Here is a 25,717-nt window from a genome sequence, read left to right as displayed (position 1 = left end):
CGCTTCTCATAACGGCGTCTGCCCAAGCCAGGACTCATCGTGGCCCAACAAACCACTCTGCTCGATGCGAATGGCTTGCAGCCGCTCGCCCGCTACGCTGGAGATGTACCCCGTCCTCGACTACGTCTTGTAATAGGTCCAGCATCTTGAGGCTGATGATCGGCTACCGGTCGCCGCGCGGGTAGATGCGGTAGCGCTCGCGGACCGCGTTCCACTCGGCCAGCTCGCGCTGCCAGCGGCGGTCGATCTCGCGCGGGTCGTCGCCGCGGTCGAATGCGGCGCGTGCCCAGTGCGAGCCGATCATCTGCGTAAACCCCGTGTTCATCACGCGGAACTGCCCTGGGTTCTGCTTCTTCGCCTCCGTCAGCAGCACCAGCGTCGTGTACGCCGGGCGGTACGTGTTGCGGTCGGTGATGTCCAGCCGCAGCGTGGTGAAGGTCTGCCCCTTGTACTGCGTGTCGACCTTGGGATCGGTGGTGGGCGTGATCTGCACCGGGGTCAGCGTCACCCCGGGAAGGTTGTACTGGGCCACGGCGTCGCGCAGCCGCTCGGCGTTCAGCCAGGGTGCGCCCACGTAGCTGAACGGCGCGTCGGTGCCCCGCCCCACGTGCACGTTGGTCCCCTCGCCCAGCACCAGCCCGGAAAAGTTGAGCGCCGCGTTCACCGAGCGGATGTTGGGGCTGGGCGGAATGAAGCGCAGCCCCGTTTCCTCGAACCACATGTCGGGCCGCCACCCCTCCGCCGGGATCACGTGAAGCTCGGCGCCCACGTTGGCCGTCTCGTTGAAGTAGCGGGCGATCTCGCCTGCCGTCATCCCGTGGCGCAGGGGGACGCTGTAGTAGCCGGTGATCACCTGCGTGACGGCGCGGACCTCCATGTCCATCACGGGGCCGTCCTGCGCGTCGGTGATGGGATTGGGCCGGTCGAGAACGATGAAGGGGATCTTGCGCTTGGCGGCCTCTTCCATGGCCATCGCCATCGTCCAGACGAAGGTGTAGACGCGCGCCCCGATGTCCTGGATGTCGAACACCAGCACGTCGACGCTGTCCAGCTCCGCGGCGGTGGGGCGCTGGGTGCGGTCGTACAGCGAGTAGACGGGAACCCCGGTGCGCGCGTCGCGCCCGCCGACGAAGGTGGCGCCCGCCTCCAGGTCGCCGCGGATGCCGTGCTCGGGCCCGAAGAGCGCCACCAGCCGCACGCCCGGGGTGCGCGCCAGCACGTCGGCGCCCAGCTCGCCGGAGCGCGTGACGGCGCTGGGATTGGTGATCAGCCCCACGCGCTTGCCGCGCACCAGGTGCACCGAGTCGCGGAGCAGCACCTCGATTCCCGGCACCACCGCGGCGCTCCGGGGCGGCGCGTCCTTCGCCGGCGCGGAGGCCGTGGCACCGGGCGCGGAATCGGCCTGGGTGCCGGGCGCGTCCGGCTGCGACCCGGTTCGGCAGCCCGCGGCGGAGAGAACCGCGAGCGCCAGGGCGGCGGTGAAGCGAAGGAAGCGTGGGGCGTGGAGATGCATCGGTGGTCCGTCGGGTCGAGGAAAGTGCCGCCGTCCGCGCTGGCGCGGTGCGGTACCCACACTGCCGCGTGGCGGCGAGCGTAGTCCAGGCCTGCGAAACACGCGCCATCGGCGTCGGGCTTTGCGTCCGAGGGAAGAACGACCTTGCGCCGACCCGCACACAGGCGCGACGATGGGGGTCCCACCGTCAACCTCGTCGGCACATGACCGAGCTGGAACGCGAGTTACTCCACAACCTGGTGACCGCCGCGTGGCCGCTGCCGGTGCAGATCGCGTTCGGCGCGGGGCTGGTGGCCGTGTACTGGGCGTGGTCCCGCTTCTACTACGCGGTGATCGACCCGGCGCTGCGCAACGTGATCGGCGGTGTGCTCGGGGCCACGGTCGTTTGGGTCGCGCGCTACAGCGCCGAGTACCCGACGCCCCTGGAACTGGGCTTTCCCCGCAATCGCTATCACCGCTGGACGTGGGGGATCCAGGCCGAGGCGCGCCGCACGGCGGGGCGTGACGCGGCCGCGCTGCTCCTCTCCTTCCTGTTCGTCACCCTGCTGGGCGGGCTGTGGCCGATCGCGGTGTTCCTCTTCGTGTTCCTGCAGCTTGAGGCGCTGTCCTACGTCGTCTTCCTGCCCGTGTGCGTGGCCGTGATCGCCCTCTACTCCATCTTCTGGGCCGGGCGTCACGAGGTGGCAGGAATGCGTTGAGACGCCGTCCACCTGGGCGGTGTGCGTTTCTCGCACTCTGCCGCCCGGAATTCGTACAGGCAGGCTAAACGTGGCGGAATTCCACGACTTCAGCCTCGATGCACATTCGATCCAGACCGATATCCGTACATTCCACGGTGGGCGCACCCGGTGGATGAGAAGGACGTAACTCGCTGCAGATGAAGTACTTGCACGCGATCGATCATTATGGCGCGTTCCTCGAATAAGGTGATGCCGTCGCCGGGGCCATCGTCCCCGCACCTCACCGAAATCGCTGGAGCCACCATCATGTCCTTCATCCGCTACGCCGCCGCCCTCGCCGCCACGATCTCGCTGATCTCCGCGTCCGAAGCACGTGCGCAGGCCGTGCCGTTCGCAGGCGCGGAGATGATGGCTATCAGCGGGGTCATCGAGGGCGGCGCACCGGCCGTGGCACCCAGGGCGGATATCGAAGAGCCGGCGCGGCGCCGGTCCTCGCATCCGGCCGCCTCGGCCACGCTGCTGGCGCGGATGGGCTGCGCGGAAGCGAACGAATCCCGCGGCCGGCGCTCCGGCGTGGCGGTGGGGATGGACGCCTGCGTAGCGCTCGCCCGGTACGGACAGCCCAGCAGCACCACCTTCAGCGACTTCGGACACACGGAACTGGTGACGATGGTCTGGGGCAACGTGGGAGGATCGTACGGCGTGCACGTCGCCGCGGTGACCTACAAGGACCATCCGCTCACGTACGAGGCCGGAAAGCAGGCGGAGATCGGCAACTGGAGGATCACGCGCCACTTCGGGATGCAGCGGCGCTGAGGTCCGGGACCGCGAGAGGTGCAGAACGCGCACGCCGTCCCCCCGGACGGCGTGCGCGTTTCGCGTCACCGCTGAGGCAGCGAGACGCCTTCGCCCAGCCGGTGGAACGGCGGCAGGGAAACGGGAAGCCGCCCCCGGATGGGCACGCCGCCCAGAAGCGCCGCCGCGGCGGCGCCCTCCGCCGGCTCGCGGCTGTCCCAGGCCAGCAGATAGGCGGGAACCGCGGGAAAGGCCTGCAGCAGGTACGGCGTTCCCAGCGATACCACGACCACGCGCGTGCCTCCCGCCGCCAGCCCCTGCACCCACGTTCCGAACGCCGACGAGATGGCCAGGGCACGGTACTGCACCGGCGCCACGGCCACGCTCACCACCAGCACGTTCGCCGCGGACGCCCGGGTGCGCAGCGCGGCGAACTGGGCGGCAGTGGTGGACGGCCCGACGCGCACGTGCTCGGCCGAGAGCCCGCCCGCCGCCAGGGCGCGGTGAAGCTCGGCGCCGGACGGGCCCCGCCCCGTGCTGGTGTAGGTGACGTGCAGCACGCGCGCGCCGCGGGCCAGCGGCACCACGCCCCCCTGGTTGCGCGCCAGGGTCAGCGAGCGCTCCGCCACCGAACGCGCCACCGCCCGGTGCTCCGCGCGCCCGGCGATGGCCGCCACGGCCGCAGCATCCACCCGCGCACCGCGGTGCAGCCCGGCGGCGGCCTTGGCCATCAGCACCCGCCGCGCCGCCGCGTCGATCCGCCCCGCGGGAATGCGCCCCGACCGCACCGCGGCGACGATGCCGTCGATCACCCCCTCGTGCCGGGGCGGCTGCAGCAGCGCGTCGGCCCCGGCCAGCAGCGAGCGGACGCTCGCCTCGGTCACGGAGATGCCCTGCGTGGCGCCCGCCATGTTCAGCGCGTCGGTGAACACGATCCCCTGGAACCCCAGCTCCCCCCGCAGCACGCCGCCGATCATCCTCACCGACTGCGACGCGGGCGGCGCGCCCGCGCCCTCCACCCCGCGCGCCGCGATGTGCCCCGCCAGCACGCCGTCCATCCCGGCCCGGATGGCGGCGCGGAAGGGAGGAAGCTCCACCCGCGCCAGCCGCGCAGCGTCCGCCTCCACCACCGCCAGCCCCACGTGCGAGTCGGCGTGCGTGTCGCCGTGCCCGGGAAAGTGCTTGCCGATGGTCAGCAGCCCGCCCTCGCGCGCGCCGGCCACCCACGCGGCGCCCATCCGCGACACCATCTCGGGCGACTCGCCGAACGAGCGGACGTTGATGATGGGGTTGGCCGGGTTGACGTTCACGTCCAGCACCGGCCCCAAGGTGGCGTGGATGCCCACGGCGCGCGCCTCCACCGCCGTGACGCGCCCCGCCTGCCGCGCGAACGCCGTGTCGTCCGCCGCGCCGAACGCCATCGCGGGGGGCATGCGCGTGCCGCCCGGCGTCAGCCGCGTTCCCGGCCCCGTCTCCAGGTCCGAGACCACCAGCAGCGGCACCCCCGAGCGGGCCTGCGCCGCGTTCAGCTTGGCGGCGGTAGCCTGCGGCGAGCCGGTGGAGATGATCAGCCCGCCGACGCCGTCCCCCGCCACCCAGGCGCGGATGCGCTGCGCCTCGCCGGGATTGGCCTCCAGCGACTGCCCGCTGATCCACGGGAAGACGAGCTGCGCCACCCGCTGACGAAGCGTCATCCCGGCCAGGGTGCGCTCCACCCACGCGCGCCCCGCCGTGTCCGTCTGCAGCGGGGGAACGGCAGGCGCCTCGCGGGCCGTCGGCGGCGCCCGATCCTCCGCCTTGGCGCTGGCGCCCTCCGCGTCACCCGAGGGCGAGCAGGCGGCGAGGGCCAGGAACAGGGACGCGAGCCGGCAAGACAGCATTCCGCTGATCACCACGTGCAGCACTCCGGGAGCGGGACTTCGTCAAGACGCGCCATGGCGGCGCTCACGAGCCGGTTAACCATGCGAGCGGCAGGCCACCGCGCGATCTCGCATCCAGACGCAGAAAACCTCCCGCGGCTTCCGGGAGGTTTATCGACCAGCATGTGCGGGGGGCCCTCCCCCGCCCCCTCCCCGCACGATACTGCTGTGCGGAGAGGGGAGCACTTCGAGTGCAGGGCCCGCGGGTTCTACGCCATCGCCGGGATGCCCATCGCGGCCCATTCCTCGGCGGCGGGGCCGTAGCACCCGGGCACCGTGAGGCCGGCCTGGCGCATCAGGACCGTCATCTGGCCGCGGTGGTGCGCCTGGTGAAGCAGCAGAACGCTCAGCACCAGCCCGCGCTTCCACTGCTGGCCGTACATCGGCACCTCATCGTCCAGCATGTCGTCCGTCCACCCGGCCTGCACCGCGGGGCCGACGGATGCCGCCGCGCCCTCGTACGCCGCCACGATCTCCTCCGCCGAAGCGGGCGTCTCCGATAGCGGAACCGGTCCGGTGACGCCGTGCAGCCCCGCATGCTCCATCATCTCCGGCAGCGTTTCCGTCACGTGCCACGCCAAGCGCCCCAGCGAGCGCCCCTCCGGCACGATGCGCTGCGCCAGCGACTCGTCCGTCAGCGCGCGCAGCACCTTGAGCGTAGTCTGCGCATCGTGCTCCCAGTCCTTCACGAAATCGTCGATCCGCCGATACATCCCCACCTCCGCCGCCAAAGGTTGAACCCGCACCGCCCGCCTGACATTTCGCCTCTCGCGTCCGTCGCTTTTGCTACTCCAGCGTGATCAGCGTGGCGCCCTTGTCCACCGTCTGCCCCGGCTGCACGGCGATGCTGGCCACGACGCCGTCCGCGGGCGCCTTGAGCTCGTTCTCCATCTTCATCGCCTCCACCACCACAACGCCCTGCCCCGCGCGGACGGTGTCGCCCACGGCGACCTCGATCTTCAGCACCAGCCCCGGCATCGGCGCGACGATGGTCTTGTCGGCCACGTCGTCCACCGTTCCCGTCATCTCGCGGATGGCGCGGGTGCGCTCGTCCACGGCATCGGCCGTGAAGCGCTCGGCGCCGGTCGCCAGGATCCAGCGCCCCTTTCGGTCCCCCGCCTGTACGGCAAACGGATAGGAGCGCCCGCCGGCCAGCAGGTGCCGCGTTCGGGTGCCCGGAAGCGTGGAGAGCTGGGCTTCGACGGGCGTGCCGTCCACCACGGGCGTGGGGCCGGTCAGGTCCACTTCCACTTCGCGTCCGGCGATGGTTACGAAATAGCGCATGTCAGGCTCGGTTGTGCGTCAGGCTGACCACGGTTTCCACGTGCGCCGTCTGCGGGAACAGGTCGAACGAGCGGATGCTGTCGAGCGTGTACGCGCCCCCCATCCGCTTCAGGTCGCGCGCCAGCGTGGCCGGGTTGCACGAGATGTAGACGATCCGCGCCGCGGGGGTGGCCGCGAGCGCCTCCGCCGCCTCCGCCGCGATGCCGGCCCGTGGCGGGTTCAGGATCACCAGGTCCGCCGGCAGGTGGTCGGCGAGCACGTCTTCCACCGGCGCGGTGACGAACACCGCCCCCTCCGGCGCGCTCCGCCGCGCCTCGGCGACGGCGTCGGGGTCCAGCTCGATCCCCGTCACGCTCGCCCCCGCGCGCGCCAGCCGCCGCGCGTGGAGCCCGATGCCGCAGTACGCATCCACCACCCGCAGCCCCGCCGCGCTGCCGATCACCGACATCACGTGCTGCTCCAGCAGGGCCGCGGCCGCGCGGTTCACCTGCAAAAACGCCGCGCCGCTCAGCTCCACCGTCTCGTCGCCCCACGTTTCGGGCAGCCCCGGCGCCCCCGCGATCAGGTCGGGGACGGCTTCCCCCGGGCGATGATAGACGCTGACCAGGCCGGGGACCAGGTCGATCAGCTCCTGCGGCCGGCCCGGGGCGAATCCGCCCTCCACCAGCAGCGACACCTGTCCCGCGGACGAGGCGCGCAGCGTCAGGCGAAGCTGCTGCCCCGAGGGAAGGCGGCGCGCGTCGGGACCCCAGTGGCGGCGGATGCCGTCCCACACGCGGGCGATCGGCTCCTCGAAGAGCAGGCAGCCGCCGTCCAGGTCCACGATCTCGTCCGGGTCGCCGAGCGCATGGAAGCCCGCCAGCACGCGCCCGTGCTCCGTCCGCCGGAGCGCGAACGACACGCGGTTGCGGTAGCGGTGCTCGTTCGGGGACGGGACGACCTCGGGCGCCTCCACCGCCAACCCGCCGATCCGCGTCAGCGCGTCCGCCACGATGCGCGACTTGGCGCGAAGCTGCGCCTCGTACGTCATGTGCTCCAGCGTGCAGCCGCCGCAGCGCTCGTAGAACGCGCACGGCGCGTCCCGCCGCTCGGGCGACGGCTGGATGACGCGCAGCAGCCGCCCGCGCGTCCACCGCTCCTTTCGCTCCGCCAGCGACACCTCGGCCAGGTCGCCGGGCGCCGTGCGGTGGACGAACGTCACGCGGCCGTCCGGCAGCCGGCCCACGCCCTCCCCGCCCGCCGCGACGGAGTCGATCCGCACCGTCGCGGTGGGCGGAGGACGGCGCGGCCCCTGCCCTATGCCTCGTCCGCGTCCTCCCTGCCCGCCGCCGGAGCGGCGGGGACCGCGGTCGCTCAACGCCCTCTCCAGCCGCCCGTGTTCCCGCGCCAGGCGCTACCGCCCGTGCCGGCGGTGGCGGGTTGCGTGCGCGGCATCGCCCGGTGCGTCCGCCGCTCCTCCTCCAGCAGCGCGGCGGCGAGCGCCGCCATGCGCACCGTCTGCTCGTCGGGCTCGGCGGTGAGCAGGTCTTCGTGGTTCTCGAGGTACTTGATAGTCAGGCGCCCCGCGCGGAAGTCCGGCTCGTCCATCACCCGCAGGTGAAAGGGCACGCTGGTGTCCACGCCCTCCACGCGAAGCTCCTGCAGGGCACGCTTCATCCGGTCGATCGCCTCGATGCGCGTGGGCGCGTGCACGATCAGCTTGGCGAGCATGGGGTCGTAGAACAGCCCCACCTCCACCCCCGGCGTGATGCCGCCGTCCCAACGCACGCCGGGGCCGGAGGGGATCAGCAGGTTCTGGATGCGCCCGGTGGACGGGAGGAACGAGTTCGAGGGGTCTTCCGAAGTGATGCGGCACTCGATGGCGTGCCCCTCGAAGGTGATGTCGTGCTGCGTGAACGGCAGCTTTTCGCCCGCCGCGATGCGGATCTGCCACTGCACCAGGTCGACACCCGTCACCAGCTCGGTGACGGGGTGCTCCACCTGGATGCGCGTGTTCATCTCCAGGAAGTAGAACTCGCCGTCCTGGTACAGGCATTCCACGGTTCCCGCGCCCTCGTAGTTCACCGCCCGCGCCGCCGCGACGGCCATGGCGCCCATCGCGGAGCGCTCCTCCGGCGTCAGCACGGCCGAGGGTGCCTCTTCGATGAGCTTCTGGTGGCGGCGCTGGATGCTGCACTCGCGCTCGCCCAGGTGCAGCGTGTTGCCGTGGCGGTCGGCCAGCAGCTGGATCTCGATGTGGCGCGGCCCCTCCAGGAACTTCTCCACGTACACGGAGCGGTCGCCGAACGCGGCCTGGGCCTCGTTGCCGGCGGATTCGAAGGCGCGCTCGATCTCGTCCTCGCCTCGGACGATCCGCATCCCCTTGCCGCCGCCGCCCGCCGCCGCCTTCAGCAGCACGGGGTAGCCGATCTCGCCGGCCACGCGCCGCGCCTCGGCCGCGTCCACCAGCGCGTCCTTGGTGCCGGGGACCACGGGCACGCCCGCCGCGATCACCCGCCGCCGCGCCGCCGTCTTGTCGCCCATCTCCGTCACCGCCTCGGGCGACGGGCCGATGAAGACGAGCCCCGCGTCGCGCACGGCCTGGATGAAGTGGGCCCGCTCGGAAAGGAAGCCGTAGCCGGGGTGGATGGCCTCGGCGCCGGAGCGCCTGGCGACGTCGATGAGCACGTCGACCTTGAGATAGCTCTGCGCGCTGGGCGCCGGGCCGATCAGGTACGCCTCGTCGGCGGCCAAAACGTGGGGCGCCAGGCGGTCGGCCTCGGAATACACGGCGACGGCCTGCACCCCGAGCTCGTGCGCCGCGCGAATGACGCGGAGCGCGATCTCCCCGCGGTTGGCTACCAGGATCTTCTTGAACACGCTGCCTCGGGCGTACACGTCCCAATCACCACGCCGGCCCATCCCCGGCGGAAGGCCCCCAAACTACAACCAGCCCGCCGAGTTGGCGAGCCGGCGCGCCCAGGCAGATCTCCGGGTCGGACCGCCGCGCGGACTCGAACCAACTTCGACATCCAGAATCCGCCGCCACCGCCTATCACGACGCTCCTCCGCAAGCGCGTTCACGTGGCTCACCAGACGGGGCCACGCCTCCTGGAGCTGGGTCGAGGACGATTATGATGTCGCCCCTGAAGAGCAGTGTCCCTCTTGAGCGGCCGATGATCATCCTCCATCTTCTCTGCCTGCCCACCTCCCGTTCCCGCCCGTGCCGTTCGTAGCCACGGCTGCTCCGCCGTGAAGGGCCCCATCCATTACGAAGCGCGAAGGAAACAAATGAGATACCGGGCCTATCGGAAGTCGGCGCTGGTCACCACGGCGTCGCAGCTGGAAGGCTGGGAGATCGTGGAGCACCTCGGCCTCGTATCCGTGCATCGAGTGGCCGGGACGGGGATCGTGAGCGACATCTTTGCGGGATTCTCGGATTTCTTCGGCGGGCGCTCCGAGAGCTACGGAAAACAGCTTTCCGGCTTGTACGTCGAGGCCACCGAGCTGCTGCAGGACCGGGCCGAGATGCTGGGCGGGAACGCGGTCATCGGGCTGCGCATAGACTTCGACGAGATTTCGGGACAGGGAAAGTCGATGTTCATGCTCAACGCCGTGGGAACGGCGGTGTTCGCGCAGCGCCAGCAGGCACCCCGCATCCGTGACGAGGAACGGGACACCCGCCGCATCTCCGCGGACGACATGGCCGTTCTGCTCCGAAAGAACCAGCTTTTGGCCGACATCGGCGGCAACACGCTCCGGCTCGATGAAGAAACGTGGAACTTCGCGACCGAGCACGCCATCACCGGCTTCGGCCCGTACGCACTTGGCGCGTTCCGCGACCTCAGTAAATCTCCCATCGAGGGCCCGGCGCGCGACATCATCACAAAACGGGTGTTCTCGTACTTCGCGGCGCTGAGCCCCGACGACGCCAAGCGCCTGCTGTACGCGAACCTCACGATCTCGGAGGGCCAAGACGCGGGTGCACTCCGAAAGGCTTGTGAGCAGCTCGTCACGGGACTGGAACTGGTGGATTACGAAGAACTTGCCCGCAGGCTGCCCCAGGCGGGCAGACCGGCCCAGAAGTCGTTGCTCACGGTTCTCCGGGCACATCCGGCCTCCTACTCGATGGACGACATTCCCCGGCTGGAAGCCCTCAAGGTGCAGGTCGAGGAGATCTTTCCGCATCTCTGGAGCCGTACCTCCGTCAAGAGCCTCTTCGGCGGCGGCAAGGAGGCTTGGGCGTGCGGCTGTGGAAATTCGGTGCGGCTGGGCGACACCCATTGCGGCAACTGCGGCCTGGACGCGTGGGGCTTCGCACAGGGGCAGTATCACCGCAACACGGCCGTGCTCGAAATCGAGGAGCGGCTGAAGAGCCTGCGGGAATACTTCGTCCCGAGCGAGGCGCCCGACACGACGTTGCACGCGTAACCGGGATACGCCGCGGACCCTAGGTTTCCGGCCCCGACAGCGGGCCTCCCGGTCACTTGCCGGCGCCCGGGCGCCCTGGCTTCACCCAGGTCGCGAGGCCCCGGACGTGCCGCACGCACGCGCGCGGCCCATGTTCAGGTGCGCCCATCGTGCAATCACAACGGGCACGCGGAACCCGGACTACATACGTCCGCCGTACTCCCGGCTGCCCGCAGCTGCGGCGATTCGTTCGGCGGCGGGACCACGGTGCCCAGGCCCGATGCGCACAAGCTGAAGGGCGACCGTGCTCTGCGAGCCGGCAAACCGGCCCCGCAACTCCATCCGGTCTCCCTGCAGCGTATAGGTGCCCCGGAATACGATCTCCCCTTTGCGGAGCCACTCGTCCCACACGTGGAGGCCGCGGGACGCCGGGTCGATCTCGAAGTGGTGAGTCGTCCAACGGTCGGCGTGTCGAAAGACCACCATGTGAGCCCTGTTCCGCTCGAAATAGATGCGCGCAGGCACCATCGCCTGCCCCGTACCGCCCTGCCGTGCGCGAACTTCCCATGCACCATCCAGGGGGGTCGGCAAACGATTGTTGTAGTTGGCGACCCAGTACGTGAAGCTGGCGGCTAGAACCACCATCCCGCACCGGATACTCCACGCAGCAGCCCTCCGCACGCCGCCGTGTCGGGGCCCGGCCGTCGCTCTCCAGAAGAGATGCATCAGCGCCTCCCGGTAGAAGAGCACCATACCGAGAAGGCAGCACCACAGGATGATCGCCGTCGCGGTGCCCCCAGGCTCGACACCGTAGCAGAGATCGACGAGAACGATGTTGGTCGTGATCCCGAAGAGCAGGCACGCGCCGAGCAGGGTGGTGCGACGGAAAGTCAGCAGGAGGGCCCCACAGATCTGCGAAACCGCGATGAAGCTACCGTAGACCGCGGAGTAGCCGAAGTAATACCACGTGAGCCAGAAACCCGACACCTCGCCCATCGGCTTGTCCAACTCCGAATCGAGAATGGTGAACTGCGACCCCATCAGCTTCGCGAAGCCGTAGAGCAGGAACATCCACGCCACTCCGTATCGCAGAACGGCCGGTGGGGCTGGTGGCCTGGACGGCGAAGCCCCCGCCGTCTCGAGCGATCGTGTGTCTGATGAGACGTCAGGGTGCGCTTGCATGGGAAGGCAGACGTAGGAGGGAAACGTACAAAGGCCGCAGAAGAGAGACGCCGTACCAATGTTGCCAATTGGTGTGCTGTCGGTCTGCTGCGCAAGTAGAAATCCGGTTGAGTGCCTTCGAGTCATCACCTCGACCCGGTGGCCACCGGCATCGGGAGCCCTACCCGTGGCTGGTCTACCTCCCGATGCGCGGGTCCACGACGACACCCCTCTCCGATTGCGATGGAAGGGTGGAATTCGCACGCGAGCGAAACCGATCCGGTCGAGGGGCCAGCCGGACCCCGCCTTGCCCGGCCTGGAAGCGCGCCCTAGCTTCGCCGGGGTCCCCAGCCCGGACGTGCCGCGCCCGTCCGGGCTTTCCGCGAGATGCCCGCGCCCGCGCCGATGCCGCTGTACGACGCCGTCCGCCCCCTGCTCTTTGGCCTGGCTCCCGAGCCCGCGCACTTCGCCGGCACCGCCGCGCTGAATGCCGCGCTGCTGACGAGGCCGTCGCGCGCGATCGCGCGGACCATGTTCCAGGTGCGCCACCCGGCGCTGGAGACGGAGCGGTTCGGCATCCGCTTTCCCAACCCGGTGGGGCTGGCGGCGGGGTTCGACAAGTCCGGCGAGTCGTTCAACGCCCTGGGCGCGCTGGGGTTCGGGCACGTGGAAATCGGCACGGTGACCGCGCTGCCGCAGCCGGGGAACGATCGCCCGCGCCTGTTCCGGCTGCCCGCCGACCGCGCGCTGCTCAACCGCATGGGCTTCAACAACCCGGGCGCGGACGCCGTGGCGGCACGGTTGCGGCGCACGCGCATCGAACCGGTGCTCGGCATCAACATCGGCAAGAGCATGGCGACCGCGCTGGAAGATGCCACCGCCGACTACCTGCGCAGCCTGGAGCTGCTCGAAGCCTTCGCCGCGTACGTGGTGGTCAACGTGAGCTCGCCCAACACGCCGGGGCTGCGGCAGCTGCAGGACGCGGCGCCCCTGCGCGAGCTCCTGCGCGCCCTGCGCCTCCACGCGGCGGAGCTCGCGAAGGTCCGCGGCGGCGCCCCCCGGCCCATCCTGCTGAAGATTGCCCCCGACCTGACGGACCCGCAGGTGGAGGAAGCCGTCGGCATCGCGGAGGAGGAAGGGATGGCGGGGGTCATCGCCACGAACACCACCGTGTCGCGCGAGGGGCTGCGCACGCCGGGGGTGGACGGGATGGGCGCGGGCGGGATCAGCGGCGCGCCGGTGCACCGGCGCGCGGTGGAGGTGGTGTCGCTGATCTGGCGGACGACGGGAGGGCGGATGCCCATCGTGGGCGTGGGCGGCGTGTTCGGCGCGGCGGACGCGTGGCAGATGATTCGCGCCGGGGCCAGCCTGGTGCAGGTGTGGACGGGGTTCATCTACCAGGGCCCCGCCATCGCCCGCGACATCAACCGCGGCCTGCTGGACCGGCTTCGCGACGAGGGGCTGGACAGGATCGGCCAGGCGGTGGGGATGGCGCACCGATGATCCCCACCCTGCGCACGGCGCGTTTCCTTCGCACCTACCTGCGCGACGGCGCCGGCGCGTTCCGCGAAGAAGAGATGTTCGTGGAGGTAGCCGGCGAGCGCCGCGAGGCCACGCTGTACCTGCCCGACCGGCCGCGCCCCGCCCCCGGCTGGGTGGTGCTGCACGGGCTGACGGTGCCCGGCCGCCGCCACAAGGCCATGACGCGCTTCGTCCGTTCGCTGGCGGGTTCGGGCGCGGCCGTGCTGGTGCCCGACGTGCCCACGTGGCGCGAGCTGAGGCTGGACCTGGAGGCCGCCCGCCAGACCATCGCCGCGGGTGCGCACGTGCTGGCGCACCGGCCGGAGGTGAGGCCAGGAGGCGTGGGGGCCATCGGATTCTCCTTCGGCGCCACGCAGGCCATCATGGCGTTCGCCGATCCCGGCATCCGCCGCGACCTGAAGGCGGTCGTCTCCTTCGGCGGCTACGCGGACGTGCGGCGGATGGTGAACTCGCTCTTCACCGGCGAGCACGAGTGGGATGGGCGCACGGAGCACGTGGACCCCGACCCGTACGGCCGCTGGATCATGGCGGGCAACTACCTGACGCGCATTCCCGAGTTCGGGGGGATGGAGGCGGTGCAGCGGGGCGCGCACGCGCTGGCGATGGAGGCGGGCCGGCGCGGCGACTGGTCGTGGGACCCCGTGTACGACCCGATGAAAGCCGACATCCGGCGCACACTTTCGCCGGCCGAGCAGAAGGTGTGGGACGTGCTGGCGCCCGCGACGGATGCCGCGCCGGCGGACCCCACCCTGGTCCGCCACATCGCGGACGCGTTCGTAACCGCCCTCCTGGAGACGGATCCGGGGTTGGACCCGCGCCCGCGTCTCGCCGACCTCCGGGGCCGCATCGTCCTGTCGCATGGCCGCGCCGACCGGCTGATTCCATACACCGAGACGTTGCGCCTGCAGTCGCTGATGCCGCCAGCCGTCGACACGTCCGTCGCGATCACCGGCCTCTTCGCGCACTCGTCGCACGCCGGGTGGATGCACCCGATGGACCGGGTGCGTGAAGCGGGCGTGTTCATCCGCCTGCTCAATCAGGCGCTCGCAGCGGTTTAGGTCCCGTCCACAACGTCAGGCATGCGCTGGAGATGGTGCTCGATCCGCGCGAGTGCCTCGTCCAGCGGAACTACGTCTTCAGGATGCGCGCGGTAGGCCTCCGCCCGCCGGAGAATCTCGTGGCGTAGGGCCTCGCTGATTGGCGGTGGATCATCGCTCACGTTCATCAGGAACTCCCTGCATTGGGGGTGGATGAGGCTGAGTCTGGCGCATGCCTCCGGCGCCCCCCATCCCCAGCCCTTCGCCCGCAAACTGCGCGGGGGAAGGGAGCCAGTGCGGTGCGCTTCGGTCAGCGCGGTCGCTCGACGGATCCTGACTGCAATCCTTCCTCCACATACGATGAACATCAACGATGCCGAGTCTGCGCCCGTGATCCTCTGGCGGCGGGTGGACCAGCACGGCCATGAGTCGGCGCGGGTGGATCACGTGGGCGAGGGATGGCGGCTGACCGGGACGGCCGTGTTCGCCGATGATGCCGGGCCGTGCTGCCTCAGCTATCGCATCGAATGCGATGCCGCGTGGCGCACCGTGCGAACTCGGGTTACCGGGTGGATCGGCCAGCGGACGGTCGATGTCGAGATCGCCGTCGCAGCGGATGGCGTGTGGCGGATGAACGGGGTCGAGGTGCCGCAGGTGGCGGGATGTGTGGACGTGGACCTGAACTTCAGCCCGTCGACCAATTTGCTGCCCATCCGACGGCTGAATCTAGCCGTCGGTGAGCGGGCCGATGTGCGGGCCGCCTGGCTGCGCTTTCCGAGCCTTGCGCTGGAGCCGCTGCAGCAGACGTACATTCGCACCGGCGAACGCGCGTACCGGTACGAGAGTGCGGGCGGCGCGTTCGTGCGCGACCTCACGGTGGACGAGGCAGGGTTTCCCACGCGGTATCCGGACTTCTGGGAGCGGGAGGGCGATTGACGGAAAGCCGTCGGAACCAGCTGCGCTTCGTCCTCGTCTTCGTGGCGCTCTACGGGCTGATCCTCTTCCTCATCCGCCCGGACCCCACCCGCGCGCAGACGATCTTCCGGCTCACGCTCGTCGGCGTCGGCGTGGTTGGGCTGGTCTGGGTGCAGAGGCGAAAATCTAGATAGCGCCCGAGCACTTTCCGACACGCTTCTCACGCTGGTATTTTCGGGAAGGCGCGAAGGATGCAGTCGCTCACCACAAAATTCAACGTCAAACGCGGGGAGCGTGGATGCAAACACGACGGATCGGATCGCTGGATGTTTCGGTCGTGGGGGTGGGGTGCAACAACTTCGGGATGCGCATCGACCCGGTGCAGACCGAGCGCGTGGTCGGGGCCGCGCTGGATGCGGGGATCAACTTCTTCGACACCGCGGAGCAGTACGCCAGGGGTCAGAGCGAGGAATTCCTGGGCCGGGCGCTGGGGTTGCGGCGGTCGGAGGCGATCGTGGCCACCAAGTTCGGCCACCCGGCATCAGGACCCGAGAGCGGCGGGCGGCCGGAACAGGTGCGGAAGGCGCTGGAGGGCAGCCTGCGGCGCCTGGGGACGGACTACGTAGACCTGTACCAGATGCACAGGCCCGACCCCAACGTGCCCATCGCCGACACGCTGGGCGTGCTCGACGAACTGGTGAAAGCCGGGAAGGTGCGCGAGGTCGGCAGCTCCAACTTTTCCGCCGGACAGATTGGCCAGGCGGCGGAGGTCGTTCCGGAGGGAGGGGCGCGCTTCGTGAGCGTGCAGAACGAGTACAGCCTCCTCAAGCGCGAACCCGAGTCGGGCGTGCTGGCCGAGTGCGAGCGCCGCGGCGTGGCGTTCATCCCGTACTTCCCTCTCGCGAGCGGGCTGCTGACCGGCAAGTACCGCAAGGGCCAGCCGGCGCCGCAGGGCACGCGCATCACGGCCATGGGACCCCGCCACCCCCTGCTCACGGACGAGAACCTGGACATCGTCGAGCGCCTGGTCGCGTTCTCCGAGTCCCGCGGCCACACGCTGCTGGAGCTGGCGATCTCATGGCTCCTGTCGCGCCCGACGGTGGCATCGGTGATCGCCGGCGCCATGCGTCCCGAGCAGGTGCACGCCAACGCTTCGGCCGCGAACTGGACCCTGAGCGACGCCGACCTGCGCGAGCTCGACTCCCTTGTTCCGCGCCCCATGTAACTGCATTTCACGCAGAGGGCGCAGAGGGAAACGAGAGGACGCAGAGGGCAGCCACGGCCCCTCTGCGTCCTCTCCGTCATCTCTGCGCCCTCTGCGTGAAACTCTTCTGTTTTGTCTCAGTGCGCGTGAGCGTCCTGGACCAGGTACAGCTGCAGCAGTCCCTGCTTCACCTCGCCGACGGTCAGCTCGAACTCGTACGTGCCGGGGCCCGGAAAGACGAGGTTGTCGATGGGAATGGCCATCTGCGTGCGCGCCGGGCGGTGGATGGCGTACTCGTCGGCCACCTCGGTCTGCGCGTTGATGGTGAGCACGGGGCTGCGCGCCGGGTCCAGCAGGTTGACGCTGAAATCGATGGCGCCGCGCTCGTCGGGGTTCCACTCGATGGTCGTCACCAGCGTCAGCCGATCCTGCTGCGCGGGAAAGCCCGGCGCGTACAGCTCGTGGAAAATGCCGTGCACGTCCATGCGCCCGTCGTGGCGGAGCGTGGCGTTCTCGGCGATTACGGAGTAGAGGACTTTCACGTGATCCAGGTCAGTGTTGAAAGTGCGTTGGTGCGTGAGTGCGTTAGTGCGGGAGTGAACGGCGGACGGCCTCGGTGCACACTCGTATGTGCGGCGCCGAAGCCCACTGCCGCACTCACGCACTTCCGCACTCACGCACTCTCACGGCTTCCGCGTGGCCGAACAGCCCCTCGCTCTCGGCCAGGCGGATGACGTGCGGGGCGTCGCGGCGCAGGCGCGCGGCGGAAAGGCCGATCAGGCTGGTGCGCTTCACGAAGTCGTACACGCCCAGCGGGCTGGCGAAACGCGCCGAGCCGCCCGTCGGCAACACGTGGTTGGGGCCCGCGAAGTAGTCGCCCATCGGCTCGGGGCTGTGGGCGCCCAGGAAGATGGCGCCCGCGTTCCGGATGCGCCCCGACAGCACCATCGGCTCGGCCACGAGCAGCTCCAGGTGCTCCGGCGCGCGCAGGTCGGCCACCGCCGCGGCGTCCTCCAGCGTGTCGACGAGGACGATGGCGCCATTGGCCTCCAGCGCCGCGCGGGCCACGTCGCGCCGCGGGTTGCGCTCCAGCAGCCGCTCCAGCTCCGCCGGCACGCGCTCCGCCAGCGCCGCGGAGGTCGTCACCAGCCAGGCGATGGCGTCGGGATCGTGCTCCGCCTGGCCGATCAGGTCCGCCGCCACGTGCACGGCATCGGCCGTCTCGTCGGCGATCACCAGGATCTCGGAGGGGCCGGCCACCATGTCGATGTCCACCACGCCGAACACCTGGCGCTTGGCCTCGGCCACCCACTTGTTCCCCGGCCCCACGATCTTATCGACGCGGCCGATGGAATCCGTTCCGAACGCCAGCGCGCCCACCGCCTGCGCGCCGCCGATCCGCAGCACCTCGGTGACCCCCGCCACGTGCGCCGCGGCCAGCACCACGGGCGTGATCTCGCCGCCGGGTGTGGGCGAGGCCATGGCGATCTCGTCCACCCCGGCGACGGCGGCCGGGATGGCGTTCATCAGCACGGAGGATGGATACGCCGCGCGGCCGCCGGGAACGTAGATGCCCACGCGCCGCAGCGGCGCCACGCGCTGGCCCAGGATGCTGCCGTCGGCTTCGATCTCCAGGAACCCGTGCTCGCGCTGCTTCTCGTGAAAGCGGCGGATGTTCTCGGCGGCGGCGCGCAGCGAGCCCAGCAGGTCGGGGTCGATGGAGCGCGCGGCCTCCTCCAGCCGGTCCACGCCGATGCGCAGCCCCGGCGCGTCCGGCGCCTGGAATCCGTCGAAGCGCGCCGTGTACTCCAGCAGCGCCTCGTCACCGCGCGCCCGCACGTCGCGCAGGATGCCGGCGACCGCATCGCGCAGCCCGGGATCGTCCGTAGACGCGGCGGCCGCCATCTGCCGGAGCTCGGCGAAGGGCGGCGCGACGCGGAGAGTGCGAATCTTCAACAAAGTGCGTGAGTGCGTCAGTGCGTGAGTGCGGGAGTTCCGGCGACGCGAGCACTGACGCACTCACGCACTTCCGCACTCACGCACTCTCCAGGGCGCCCGCCAGCCCGGCGATCAGGCGCTGGTGATCTTCCAGCCGCAGCTTGTGGCTGGCGCGGTTGACGATCAGCCGCGCCGTGGAGCGGGCGATCGGCTCCACCACCACGAGCCCGTTCTCTTCCAGCGTGCGGCCGGTCTGCACCAGGTCCACGATCCAGTGCGCAAGCCCCAGCAGCGGCGCCAGCTCGACGGACCCGGAGATGCGGATCAGCTCCACCTGCATCCCCTTGGTGGCGAAGAACCTGCGCGCGCTCTCCACGTACTTGGTGGCCACGCGCGGCATCGTCTCGCCCGGCAGGTACGGATACGGCGCGCCCTCCGGCGCCGCCACGGCCAGCATGCATCCGCCGAACCCCAGGTCCAGCGGCCGCAGCACGTCGGGCTCGCCCTCGTCCAGCACGTCCTGCCCCACGATGCCGGCGTCCGCCACGCCCGTCTCTACGTAGACCGGGACGTCGCCGCTCTTTACGGGGAGGAACTCGAAGCGCCCATCCGCCGAGGGCAGGATCAGCCGGCGCGAGTCGCGGGCGGCCGGATCGATGATGGCACCGATGCGCTCGAACACCAGCAGCGCCTCGTCCATCATCCGCCCCTTCGGCAGGGCGATGCGCAACGGTCGCGCGCTCACGAGGCCTCCGGAAGCAGCTCGGCCAGCGCGTCGGTTTCCATCGCGAAGCCCACCGCCGGCCGGTCGGAGCCGTAGCGCGCGAGCAGGTCGTCGTACCGCCCCCCGAAGGCCAGCGCCCGCCCGGCCCCGGCGACGAACACCTCGAACTGCATTCCCGTGTAGTATCCCAGCCCGCGGATCTCGCCCAGGTCGTAGACCACGTGCTCCCGTTCGTCTTCGGTCAGCATGCCGTCGATGGCACGCAGCCGCTCGATGGCCGCCTCGGCCTCCGGACCGGAGGCGAGCGACCGCGCCCGCAGCAGCACGTCACCGCGGCCGATCAATTCCGGCAGCTCCACCAGCGCCCGGGCCACCGCGGCGGGCGCACCGTAGCGGCGGGCGCCGTCGGCCAGGGCCGCGCGGTCCTTGCGGTCGATGGCCGTGCGCAGCGACTCGGCCTCGTCGGCGCTCAGCCCCGCCATCAGCGGCGTGACGAAGCGGATGTCGCCCAGGTTGATCTGGAACTCGCTCACCCCCAACTGGCGCAGCTGCCCGATCACCAGCCGCAGCACCTCGACGTCGGCGTCCGCCCCCGCGCTGCCGATCAGCTCGGCGCCGAGCTGAAAGGTCTCGCGTGCGTGCCCCCCGCCCTCCGGCCGCTGGCGATACACCTTGCCCGCGTACGACAGCCGCAGCGGCGTCTCTGCGTCGCGCAGGCGCGTGGAGGCCATGCGCGCCAGGGCCGAGGTGAAGTCGGCGCGGAGCGCCACGAGACGCCCGTCGCGGTCCACGAAGCGGATGAGCTCGCTGGCCAGCTTGGTGCCGGCCGCGGTGAACACCTCTTCGTACTCGAAGGTCGGCGGGATCACTTCGTCGTATCCCGCGGCCTCCGCAAGCTCGAACCACACGCGCTGGACGTGCCTCCGGCGGCGCACGTCGGCGGCCAGGAGGTCCTGCGATCCGGGGGGAACCTGGGCTAGTCGGGTGTTGGGCATAGCCGGGGAAGATAGCCCCGCGCTCGCGCACCGTGCAATCCCGCCCTGCTCAAACCCTGTACGCGGCAAACACTTCCTGGTTTGGCACGGTAGCTGCTACGGGCTATGGCAGTTTAGCGCAGTACCGGTTGGTCCACATCCGACATACCCGAGGACAACGATGGACATTCTGCTGATCGTCGGTATCGTGCTGCTGCTGGTTGCGCTTCTGGGAGTGGGCGGCGTCATCGGCGCCCTGGGCAACATCGCCTACATCCTGCTGATCCTGGCCATCATCATCATCGCCTGGCGCGTCATCACCGGCCGTCGCCCGGTCTGACGAAGCGAGGGCAGGAGAAAGCGAAGCGGCGGGCCTCACACGAGGCCCGCCGCTTCGCGTTTCGGGGGACGGCACACACCCTGTCATCCTGAGGCCCAAGCGCATCAAACCATCCCAAACGCCGTCCGCCGCGTCCCGAAGGATCTAGCCGGGGGCACGAACGAACTTGAGCGCGGCAGCGGTCAGGATGCAGAGGCCTCGGCTCCGCTGGGCCCCTCACCCGGCCGCCTCGCCTACTTCCGCCGCGCTGTGTCCGCCGCGACGCGACGCGTCTGCCGACTCAAATCCATCTCCCACGGCTCGGGGCGCATGCCGTTGGTTGCACGTTCCCGGTAGTTCGCCAGTCCCTCGGCGTGCGTGAAACCGGCGTCCTGGGCGGCGTTCATGGCAAGAACGACATCGTAGCCAACGATCCCGGGATCGCTCAAGACGTACACGGCCCGGCCGAAGCGCGACGGGTCTTCACGCTTCAAGCGCGCGGCAAGCTGCTCAGCGGTCAGGGCGCTGGACTCGCCCGCCACGAAGTACTGCCCGCCCGGCTTGATGCGGAGCTTCAGCCCTTCCGCGGCGACGGCGCTCTGAGCTGAAGGCGCGGAAGGGGCTCGCTGGTCCTGTGAGTCGCAAGCCGCGGATCCAAACGCGATCGTGAGCAGCGCGGTACACACCAGGAAGGGACGCGTTGATGTCATGTTGGTCTCTCGCTGGAAAGGGTTGACTGAGGACGTGACCAGGCACGATCAGGCGGCGATGGAGATCGGGCGACGTGTCATCGGCCGACCGTTGCAGTCGGTGACGATCGCGGCTCCATACTTGTCGAACCCCATGACCGAAGGGTAGCGCGCCACCAGAGCCTCCACTCCCTGCCGGTCGCCACGCTCGGCGAGCTTCCCGACCGCGTCCAGGAGCATCAGGCTGCCGAGGCCGCATGACCAATGGTTCCCGGTGCAGCTCCCGTACTGCGAGTTCGTGTGGCAACTGTTGAAGGCTGCGCAGTCCATGTACCAGTAACTGCCGAACCAGGAGTGGCCAAATACGTGTGCGCTGGCGTCCGCATTGTCGTAGCACCTCCCGCACCCAGTGTCCTCCCCGGCAGCGAGCACCGGGGTGACCACCAAGGTGACGCCGAACAGCGCCGCCAGCCCGGCATTGAGAAATCGCCTCATGAGTTCCTCCATGTTGGGATTGGGTGGATGAAAGCACCGCCGAGGGACCGAGCGGCACGACACTTTAGTGCTTTAAAGGAGCTGCAACATGCAGACCAATCCGCCCGCTTCTCACGGCACAGAAGGGCTCCCTGTTCCCCCTCTCACGCGGAGACGCAGGCGGAGAAAGCGAGGAGCGCGGCATCCACGTCCAGTAGCTTGTTGAAGGACAGCTCATTGCCATGCAGCTTCATCGCGGCCAGCCCGGCATCCCCGGCGTCCGCGTCGCGGCAACGCGCGCCCCGCGGGTCCGGGGTCTCGCCGTAGCGCAGGTCCTGCAGTTCTCCAGCGTCAGCTCGGGCCCTCGGGGCCGCTCACCGGAAGCGGGGACCCGTCTGGATCCCCGCTTCATTCTCACTTGCGTTCCACTGCACGCCCGCGTTTCTGCAGGCGCGCCCGGGAGTACGGCGTGATCAGCCGCGGGAAAGGTGCTCTCGCGCGAACTCCAGCCCGTAGAGCGTCAGGTAGGGCTCGATCTTCTGCACCGTGCGGCAGTGGGGGCCGATGAGTTCCGCCAGCCCGCCGGTGGCGACGACGAGCAGCTCGTCGCTCCCCCATTCCTCGCGGATGCGGTGCACGGTCCCGTCGATGGCGTCCACGGCGCCGTAGAACACACCGCTCTGGATGCACGTCTCCGTGCGCCGCCCGATCACCCGCTGTGGGGGCACGAGGTCCACGCGCGGCAGCTTTGCCGTGCGCTCCGTCAGGCTGGCGGACGACGTCTTCACGCCGGGCGAGATCACCCCGCCGATGAACACGCCGTCGCGGGTGATGCAGTCGAACGTGGTGGCCGTGCCCAGGTCCACGACGACGGTGTCGGCCGCATACATCCGCAGCGCGGCCAGCGTGTTGACGATGCGGTCGGCGCCAACGGTCATCGGCTCGTCGACGTCCAGCGTGATGGGCAGCGGGGTACGCGCGTCCACCGCTACCGCGGCGACGTTCAGATACCGCTCACAAGCGCCGCGCAAGACGACGGTCATCGCGGGAACCACGGAGCCGATCGTCGCCGCGCGCACGGAGTTGTGCCCCACGCCCGACGCGGTCAGCAGCTGCACGAGGATCATCCCGTACTCGTCGGCGGTGCGGCGGCTGTCGGTGCTCACGCGCCAATGGCCGCGCAGTTCCGAATCCTGGAACCAGCCGATGACGGTTTCCGTGTTGCCGACGTCGAAGACGAGATCCATGAGGGGCAGTGCGTTAGTGCGTGAGTGCGTGAGTGCGGAAGCAGGGCGGGCGCGGCTCAGGCCAGGGTGGCGTCGCCGGGGGCCAGGCGGACCGTGCCGGAGGTGATGGTGCGCAGCACGCCATCCGTGTCCCGCACCAGCAGGGCGCCGCTCGGGGAGATGCCCAGCGCGATTCCCGACATCGGTTGCGCGCCGGTGACGCGGACGTGGTGGCCCTGCAGCGCGTCGCGGCGGCCCAACGCGTCCAGCAGCCCGCCCCGTAGCTGCGCCGGCGGGCGAGCCAGGGCGCGCATCACCGCGAACGCAACGGCACCCGCCACCTCCGGGCGCGATGGCTGCCATCCCGCGGCGATGCGCAACGACGTGGCCGTGTTGCGCACGTCGGGGGGAAAGTCATCGGGCGCGTGCAGCACGTTCAAGCCCATGCCCACGATCACCGCGCCCGGGCCGTCGCCCTCCCACGCGCCTTCGCAGAGGATGCCCCCGAACTTGCGGCCGGCCAGCTGAAGGTCGTTGGGCCACTTGATCTGCGCCATCGCCGGCTGCACGTAGGCGTCGACCGCCTTCGCCGCTGCCAGCCCCACCAGGATGGGGAGCAGGCCGGGCGCGGGCAGCTCGGCCGGACGCGCCACCATCGATATCCAGATCCCCAGCCCCGGTGGCGACGCCCACGCGCGGCCGCTCCTCCCCCGCCCCGCCGTCTGCTCCTCGGCCAGCACCAGCGTCCCGTGCGGCGCGCCAGAATCCGCCAGCGCGCGTGCCGTGTCGTTCGTCGAGGCGACGCTCTCGAACAGGTGAACCGCGGGAAGGGACCAGCGGGCGGCCAGCTCCGCTGCCGGGCGCCCCTCCCAGCGCTCGGCCGGGCGGTCGGTCACAACGCGGTAAGCCGCAGCGACAGGTCCAGCGAGGGCGCGGAGTGCGTCAGCGCACCGATGGAGATGTAGTCCACCCCCGTCTCGGCGTAGGCGCGGATGGTTTCCAGCGTGATGCCCCCCGATGCCTCCGTCTCCGGCCCGCCCTCGCCGTGCGCGCGGACGATTTCCACCGCCTCGCGCATCATCTCCGGCGTCATGTTGTCGAACATGATGCGGTCCGCGCCCGCCACCAGCGCCTCGCGCACCTCGTCGAGCGTGCCCGTCTCCACCTCCACCGCCAGCCCCAGGTCGTTCTGGCTGCGGACCGCCTCCACCGCCGCGGTGATGCCGCCCGCCGCCGCGATGTGGTTGTCCTTGATCATCACCATGTCGTGCAGGCCAAAGCGGTGGTTGGTGCCGCCGCCCGCGGCGACCGCAGCCTTTTCCAGCCAGCGCATGCCCGGCGTGGTCTTTCGCGTGTCGATCACCCGCGCCCCCGTGCCCTCGACCGCGCGCACGTACTGGCGGGTGACGGTGGCGATGCCGGAAAGGCGCTGGAGGAAGTTGAGCGCCGTCCGCTCTGCGGTCAGAATGGAGCGGGCGGAGCCGCGGATGGTCATCGTCACGTCGCCGGGCTCGATGGCCGTGCCCTCGGCGAAGGCGGCCTCGATCTCCAGGTGCGGGTCCACGCGACGGAACGTTTCCGTGGCCGCGTAGCATCCGCCGAACACCCCCGACGCCTTGGCGACGACGACGGCCGTGGCCTGGCGGTCTTCGGGAACGGTCCACAGGGTGGTGAAGTCGCCCGGGCCCACGTCCTCGGCCAGGGCCGCGTCGATCAGCAGAAGGGCGTCGCGTCGAAGCATTCAGTCGTCTCCCGTGGCGGCTAGTTCCGGCTCGGCGGCCGGCGATCCGGCGATCACACGCTCGTAGTACCTCTCATATTGGGGCACGATCACGTCCGCCGCGAATCGCTCGGCCGCGATGCGCTTGGCGGCGATGCTGGTGCGCACCCAGGTGGCGTGGTCGGAGAGCAGGCCCACGGCCGCGTCGGCCATCCCTTCCACGTCCCCGATCTCGCCCAGGCAGCCGGTCACCTGGTCTTCCACCACCTCGGGAACGCCGCCGGCCCGGCTGGCGACCACGGGCACGCCGCTGGCCATGGCCTCCAGCGCCACCAGGCCGAACGACTCCGATTCGGACGGCAGCAGCAGCAGGTCGGCGCAGGCCATGAGCTCGGCCACGGAGTCCTGCTTGCCCAGGAAGCGGACGCGGTTCTTGATGCCGAGCGCCTCGGCCTCGTCCATGGCCATCGGGCGGTCCGGCCCGTCGCCCACGAGCACCAGGCGCGACGGCACCTTGCGGTTCAGCCGCTCGAAGATCCGCACCACGTCGCGCACCCGCTTCACGGGGCGGAAGTTGGAGACGTGAAGCACCAGCATCTCCCCCGGCCGGGCGAGCGTGTCCTTGTGGCAGGGGTGCGACGCCCGGTCGTACAGCTTGGGATCGATGAAGTTGTAGATGACCTCGATGTCGTCGCCCGGCACGGCGAAGTGCTTGACCGTTTCGTCCTTGAGATAGTTGGAAACGGCGGTGATGCCGTCGGACTTCTGGATGGAGAAGCGGGTGATGTCGAACCAGGAGCGCTCCTGCCCCACCAGCGTGATGTCGGTGCCGTGCAGCGTGGTGACGATCTTCAGCGGATGGTCGTGCCCCAGCATCTCCTTGGCGATCCACGCCGAGGTGGCGTGCGGGATGGCGTAGTGCACGTGAAGCAGGTCCAGGTCGTTGCGCACCACGGTGTCGTGCATGGCCGCGGCCAGGGCGAGCGAGTAGTTGTGGTGCTCGAACAGCGGGTAGCGCGCCGTCTCCACCTCGTGAAAGTAGACGCGCTCCACGAAGTGCGGCAGGCGAAACGGCTGCGCGTACGAGATGAAGTGGATCTCGTGGCCGCGCTGCGCCAGCTCGATCCCCAGTTCCGTCGCGACGGCGCCGGAGCCGCCGTACGTGGGATAACAGGTGATGCCGATCTTCATGGCTCGCTTCGCGAGAGTGCGTG

General features: G+C 70.1%; 27 protein-coding genes. 9 read left to right on the top strand and 18 right to left on the bottom strand.

From position 1 onward, the window contains the following. Positions 1-163 precede the first annotated feature (163 nt). Positions 164-1,513, bottom strand: a complete 1,350-nt coding sequence (locus VGB24_RS06555; protein WP_331072156.1) for a DUF1343 domain-containing protein — start codon at positions 1,511-1,513, stop codon at positions 164-166. A gap of 203 nt (positions 1,514-1,716) precedes the next feature. Here VGB24_RS06555 and VGB24_RS06550 point away from each other — a divergent pair, with 203 nt between their 5' ends. Both VGB24_RS06550 and VGB24_RS06545 read left to right on the top strand, forming a co-directional pair. Beyond that, positions 1,717-2,211 (top strand): hypothetical protein, encoded by a 495-nt coding sequence (locus VGB24_RS06550; RefSeq protein WP_331072155.1) that lies wholly within the window; start codon positions 1,717-1,719, stop codon positions 2,209-2,211. A 288-nt stretch (positions 2,212-2,499) separates the two neighbouring features. Further along, positions 2,500-3,009 carry a hypothetical protein gene (locus VGB24_RS06545; RefSeq protein ID WP_331072154.1) on the top strand — a complete coding sequence of 170 codons (510 nt, stop codon included), beginning with the start codon at positions 2,500-2,502 and terminating at the stop codon, positions 3,007-3,009. 65 nt (positions 3,010-3,074) lie between these two features. Here VGB24_RS06545 and VGB24_RS06540 read toward each other — a convergent pair whose 3' ends face one another. From VGB24_RS06540 to accC, 5 genes are all read right to left on the bottom strand, one after another. Beyond that, positions 3,075-4,883 carry a glycoside hydrolase family 3 protein gene (locus VGB24_RS06540; RefSeq protein WP_331072153.1) on the bottom strand — a complete coding sequence of 603 codons (1,809 nt, stop codon included), beginning with the start codon at positions 4,881-4,883 and terminating at the stop codon, positions 3,075-3,077. Positions 4,884-5,116: 233 nt separating this feature from the next. Beyond that, positions 5,117-5,620, bottom strand: coding sequence for a DinB family protein (locus tag VGB24_RS06535; RefSeq protein ID WP_331072152.1), 504 nt, complete (start codon positions 5,618-5,620; stop codon positions 5,117-5,119). 73 nt (positions 5,621-5,693) lie between these two features. Beyond that, positions 5,694-6,191: an acetyl-CoA carboxylase biotin carboxyl carrier protein subunit gene (locus VGB24_RS06530; protein ID WP_331072151.1), complete on the bottom strand. Its 498-nt coding sequence runs from the start codon at positions 6,189-6,191 to the stop codon at positions 5,694-5,696. 1 nt (position 6,192) lies between these two features. Then, a complete protein-coding gene (locus tag VGB24_RS06525) occupies positions 6,193-7,452 on the bottom strand; it encodes a class I SAM-dependent RNA methyltransferase (protein ID WP_331072150.1) in 1,260 nt (419 codons plus the stop codon). Positions 7,453-7,544: 92 nt separating this feature from the next. Next, the gene (accC, locus tag VGB24_RS06520; RefSeq protein WP_331072149.1) at positions 7,545-9,050 is read right to left on the bottom strand and encodes an acetyl-CoA carboxylase biotin carboxylase subunit; all 1,506 of its coding nucleotides are present in this window, start codon (positions 9,048-9,050) and stop codon (positions 7,545-7,547) included. Positions 9,051-9,461: 411 nt separating this feature from the next. On the opposite strand from accC, the gene VGB24_RS06515 reads away from it, so the two are divergent. Next, entirely contained in the window at positions 9,462-10,601 is a 1,140-nt protein-coding gene (locus tag VGB24_RS06515; protein ID WP_331072148.1) for a YbjQ family protein, read from the top strand. A gap of 180 nt (positions 10,602-10,781) precedes the next feature. Here VGB24_RS06515 and VGB24_RS06510 read toward each other — a convergent pair whose 3' ends face one another. Continuing rightward, positions 10,782-11,651 (bottom strand): hypothetical protein, encoded by an 870-nt coding sequence (locus tag VGB24_RS06510; RefSeq protein WP_331072147.1) that lies wholly within the window; start codon positions 11,649-11,651, stop codon positions 10,782-10,784. Positions 11,652-12,152: 501 nt separating this feature from the next. On the opposite strand from VGB24_RS06510, the gene VGB24_RS06505 reads away from it, so the two are divergent. The 5 genes from VGB24_RS06505 (at position 12,153) to VGB24_RS06485 (ending at position 16,460) form a co-directional block, all read left to right on the top strand. Beyond that, positions 12,153-13,244, top strand: coding sequence for a quinone-dependent dihydroorotate dehydrogenase (locus VGB24_RS06505; RefSeq protein WP_349263897.1), 1,092 nt, complete (start codon positions 12,153-12,155; stop codon positions 13,242-13,244). Then, on the top strand, positions 13,241-14,341 hold the full coding sequence (locus VGB24_RS06500) for a hypothetical protein (protein ID WP_331072145.1): 1,101 nt from the start codon (positions 13,241-13,243) through the stop codon (positions 14,339-14,341). The genes VGB24_RS06505 and VGB24_RS06500 overlap by 4 nt, the downstream gene beginning before the upstream one ends. A 339-nt stretch (positions 14,342-14,680) precedes the next feature. Further along, positions 14,681-15,256, top strand: coding sequence for a putative glycolipid-binding domain-containing protein (locus VGB24_RS06495; RefSeq protein ID WP_331072144.1), 576 nt, complete (start codon positions 14,681-14,683; stop codon positions 15,254-15,256). Beyond that, complete coding sequence (locus VGB24_RS06490) at positions 15,253-15,429, top strand: hypothetical protein (protein ID WP_331072143.1); 177 nt, start codon at positions 15,253-15,255, stop codon at positions 15,427-15,429. The genes VGB24_RS06495 and VGB24_RS06490 overlap by 4 nt, the downstream gene beginning before the upstream one ends. Positions 15,430-15,533: 104 nt before the next feature. Continuing rightward, positions 15,534-16,460 (top strand): aldo/keto reductase, encoded by a 927-nt coding sequence (locus tag VGB24_RS06485; RefSeq protein ID WP_331072142.1) that lies wholly within the window; start codon positions 15,534-15,536, stop codon positions 16,458-16,460. Positions 16,461-16,576: 116 nt separating this feature from the next. Here VGB24_RS06485 and VGB24_RS06480 read toward each other — a convergent pair whose 3' ends face one another. From VGB24_RS06480 to hisZ, 4 genes are all read right to left on the bottom strand, one after another. Then, positions 16,577-16,981 carry a DUF6941 family protein gene (locus VGB24_RS06480; RefSeq protein ID WP_331025067.1) on the bottom strand — a complete coding sequence of 135 codons (405 nt, stop codon included), beginning with the start codon at positions 16,979-16,981 and terminating at the stop codon, positions 16,577-16,579. A gap of 115 nt (positions 16,982-17,096) precedes the next feature. After that, the gene (gene hisD, locus VGB24_RS06475; RefSeq protein ID WP_414676719.1) at positions 17,097-18,344 is read right to left on the bottom strand and encodes a histidinol dehydrogenase; all 1,248 of its coding nucleotides are present in this window, start codon (positions 18,342-18,344) and stop codon (positions 17,097-17,099) included. A gap of 130 nt (positions 18,345-18,474) precedes the next feature. Further along, positions 18,475-19,122: an ATP phosphoribosyltransferase gene (gene hisG, locus VGB24_RS06470; protein WP_331072140.1), complete on the bottom strand. Its 648-nt coding sequence runs from the start codon at positions 19,120-19,122 to the stop codon at positions 18,475-18,477. Continuing rightward, the gene (gene hisZ / locus VGB24_RS06465; RefSeq protein ID WP_331072139.1) at positions 19,119-20,096 is read right to left on the bottom strand and encodes an ATP phosphoribosyltransferase regulatory subunit; all 978 of its coding nucleotides are present in this window, start codon (positions 20,094-20,096) and stop codon (positions 19,119-19,121) included. The genes hisG and hisZ overlap by 4 nt, the downstream gene beginning before the upstream one ends. A 160-nt stretch (positions 20,097-20,256) precedes the next feature. On the opposite strand from hisZ, the gene VGB24_RS06460 reads away from it, so the two are divergent. After that, positions 20,257-20,415 carry a hypothetical protein gene (locus VGB24_RS06460; RefSeq protein ID WP_331025071.1) on the top strand — a complete coding sequence of 53 codons (159 nt, stop codon included), beginning with the start codon at positions 20,257-20,259 and terminating at the stop codon, positions 20,413-20,415. A gap of 233 nt (positions 20,416-20,648) precedes the next feature. Here VGB24_RS06460 and VGB24_RS06455 read toward each other — a convergent pair whose 3' ends face one another. The 7 genes from VGB24_RS06455 to bshA all read right to left on the bottom strand — a co-directional run bounded on the left by VGB24_RS06455 (position 20,649) and on the right by bshA (position 25,694). Continuing rightward, positions 20,649-21,104 carry a biopolymer transporter ExbD gene (locus VGB24_RS06455; RefSeq protein WP_331072138.1) on the bottom strand — a complete coding sequence of 152 codons (456 nt, stop codon included), beginning with the start codon at positions 21,102-21,104 and terminating at the stop codon, positions 20,649-20,651. Positions 21,105-21,152: 48 nt separating this feature from the next. Then, positions 21,153-21,578 carry a hypothetical protein gene (locus tag VGB24_RS06450; protein WP_331072137.1) on the bottom strand — a complete coding sequence of 142 codons (426 nt, stop codon included), beginning with the start codon at positions 21,576-21,578 and terminating at the stop codon, positions 21,153-21,155. A 143-nt stretch (positions 21,579-21,721) separates the two neighbouring features. Then, positions 21,722-21,898 (bottom strand): hypothetical protein, encoded by a 177-nt coding sequence (locus tag VGB24_RS25430; RefSeq protein ID WP_414676718.1) that lies wholly within the window; start codon positions 21,896-21,898, stop codon positions 21,722-21,724. Positions 21,899-22,030: 132 nt separating this feature from the next. After that, positions 22,031-22,804 carry a type III pantothenate kinase gene (locus tag VGB24_RS06445; protein WP_331072136.1) on the bottom strand — a complete coding sequence of 258 codons (774 nt, stop codon included), beginning with the start codon at positions 22,802-22,804 and terminating at the stop codon, positions 22,031-22,033. A 56-nt stretch (positions 22,805-22,860) separates the two neighbouring features. After that, positions 22,861-23,679 (bottom strand): biotin--[acetyl-CoA-carboxylase] ligase, encoded by an 819-nt coding sequence (locus VGB24_RS06440; RefSeq protein ID WP_331072135.1) that lies wholly within the window; start codon positions 23,677-23,679, stop codon positions 22,861-22,863. Next, a complete protein-coding gene (gene nadC / locus VGB24_RS06435; RefSeq protein ID WP_331072134.1) occupies positions 23,676-24,524 on the bottom strand; it encodes a carboxylating nicotinate-nucleotide diphosphorylase in 849 nt (282 codons plus the stop codon). Before nadC ends, VGB24_RS06440 begins: the two co-directional genes overlap by 4 nt. Further along, positions 24,525-25,694, bottom strand: coding sequence for an N-acetyl-alpha-D-glucosaminyl L-malate synthase BshA (bshA, locus tag VGB24_RS06430; protein ID WP_331025076.1), 1,170 nt, complete (start codon positions 25,692-25,694; stop codon positions 24,525-24,527). Positions 25,695-25,717 lie beyond the last annotated feature (23 nt).

This window comes from Longimicrobium sp. (assembly GCF_036399935.1).
GTDB lineage: Bacteria > Gemmatimonadota > Gemmatimonadetes > Longimicrobiales > Longimicrobiaceae > Longimicrobium.
The sequence above is the reverse complement of the archived record's forward strand: the minus strand, read 5'-3'. Positions and strand labels throughout refer to the sequence as shown.

Bases quoted from the DNA above. Each gene is read 5' to 3' on its own strand.
- VGB24_RS06550 (WP_331072155.1), top strand. From the start codon at position 1,717: ATGACCGAGCTGGAACGCGAGTTACTCCACAACCTGGTGACCGCCGCG.
- hisD (WP_414676719.1), bottom strand. From the start codon at position 18,344: ATGGCGGCCGCCGCGTCTACGGACGATCCCGGGCTGCGCGATGCGGTC.
- bshA (WP_331025076.1), bottom strand. From the start codon at position 25,694: ATGAAGATCGGCATCACCTGTTATCCCACGTACGGCGGCTCCGGCGCC.
- VGB24_RS06495 (WP_331072144.1), top strand. From the start codon at position 14,681: ATGAACATCAACGATGCCGAGTCTGCGCCCGTGATCCTCTGGCGGCGG.
- hisZ (WP_331072139.1), bottom strand. From the start codon at position 20,096: ATGCCCAACACCCGACTAGCCCAGGTTCCCCCCGGATCGCAGGACCTC.
- VGB24_RS06545 (WP_331072154.1), top strand. From the start codon at position 2,500: ATGTCCTTCATCCGCTACGCCGCCGCCCTCGCCGCCACGATCTCGCTG.
- VGB24_RS06445 (WP_331072136.1), bottom strand. From the start codon at position 22,804: ATGGATCTCGTCTTCGACGTCGGCAACACGGAAACCGTCATCGGCTGG.
- VGB24_RS06450 (WP_331072137.1), bottom strand. From the start codon at position 21,578: ATGAGGCGATTTCTCAATGCCGGGCTGGCGGCGCTGTTCGGCGTCACC.
- VGB24_RS06485 (WP_331072142.1), top strand. From the start codon at position 15,534: ATGCAAACACGACGGATCGGATCGCTGGATGTTTCGGTCGTGGGGGTG.
- VGB24_RS06535 (WP_331072152.1), bottom strand. From the start codon at position 5,620: ATGTATCGGCGGATCGACGATTTCGTGAAGGACTGGGAGCACGATGCG.
- VGB24_RS06455 (WP_331072138.1), bottom strand. From the start codon at position 21,104: ATGACATCAACGCGTCCCTTCCTGGTGTGTACCGCGCTGCTCACGATC.
- VGB24_RS06530 (WP_331072151.1), bottom strand. From the start codon at position 6,191: ATGCGCTATTTCGTAACCATCGCCGGACGCGAAGTGGAAGTGGACCTG.
- VGB24_RS06460 (WP_331025071.1), top strand. From the start codon at position 20,257: ATGGACATTCTGCTGATCGTCGGTATCGTGCTGCTGCTGGTTGCGCTT.
- VGB24_RS06500 (WP_331072145.1), top strand. From the start codon at position 13,241: ATGATCCCCACCCTGCGCACGGCGCGTTTCCTTCGCACCTACCTGCGC.
- VGB24_RS06515 (WP_331072148.1), top strand. From the start codon at position 9,462: ATGAGATACCGGGCCTATCGGAAGTCGGCGCTGGTCACCACGGCGTCG.
- VGB24_RS06555 (WP_331072156.1), bottom strand. From the start codon at position 1,513: ATGCATCTCCACGCCCCACGCTTCCTTCGCTTCACCGCCGCCCTGGCG.
- VGB24_RS06510 (WP_331072147.1), bottom strand. From the start codon at position 11,651: ATGTTCCTGCTCTACGGCTTCGCGAAGCTGATGGGGTCGCAGTTCACC.
- nadC (WP_331072134.1), bottom strand. From the start codon at position 24,524: ATGCTTCGACGCGACGCCCTTCTGCTGATCGACGCGGCCCTGGCCGAG.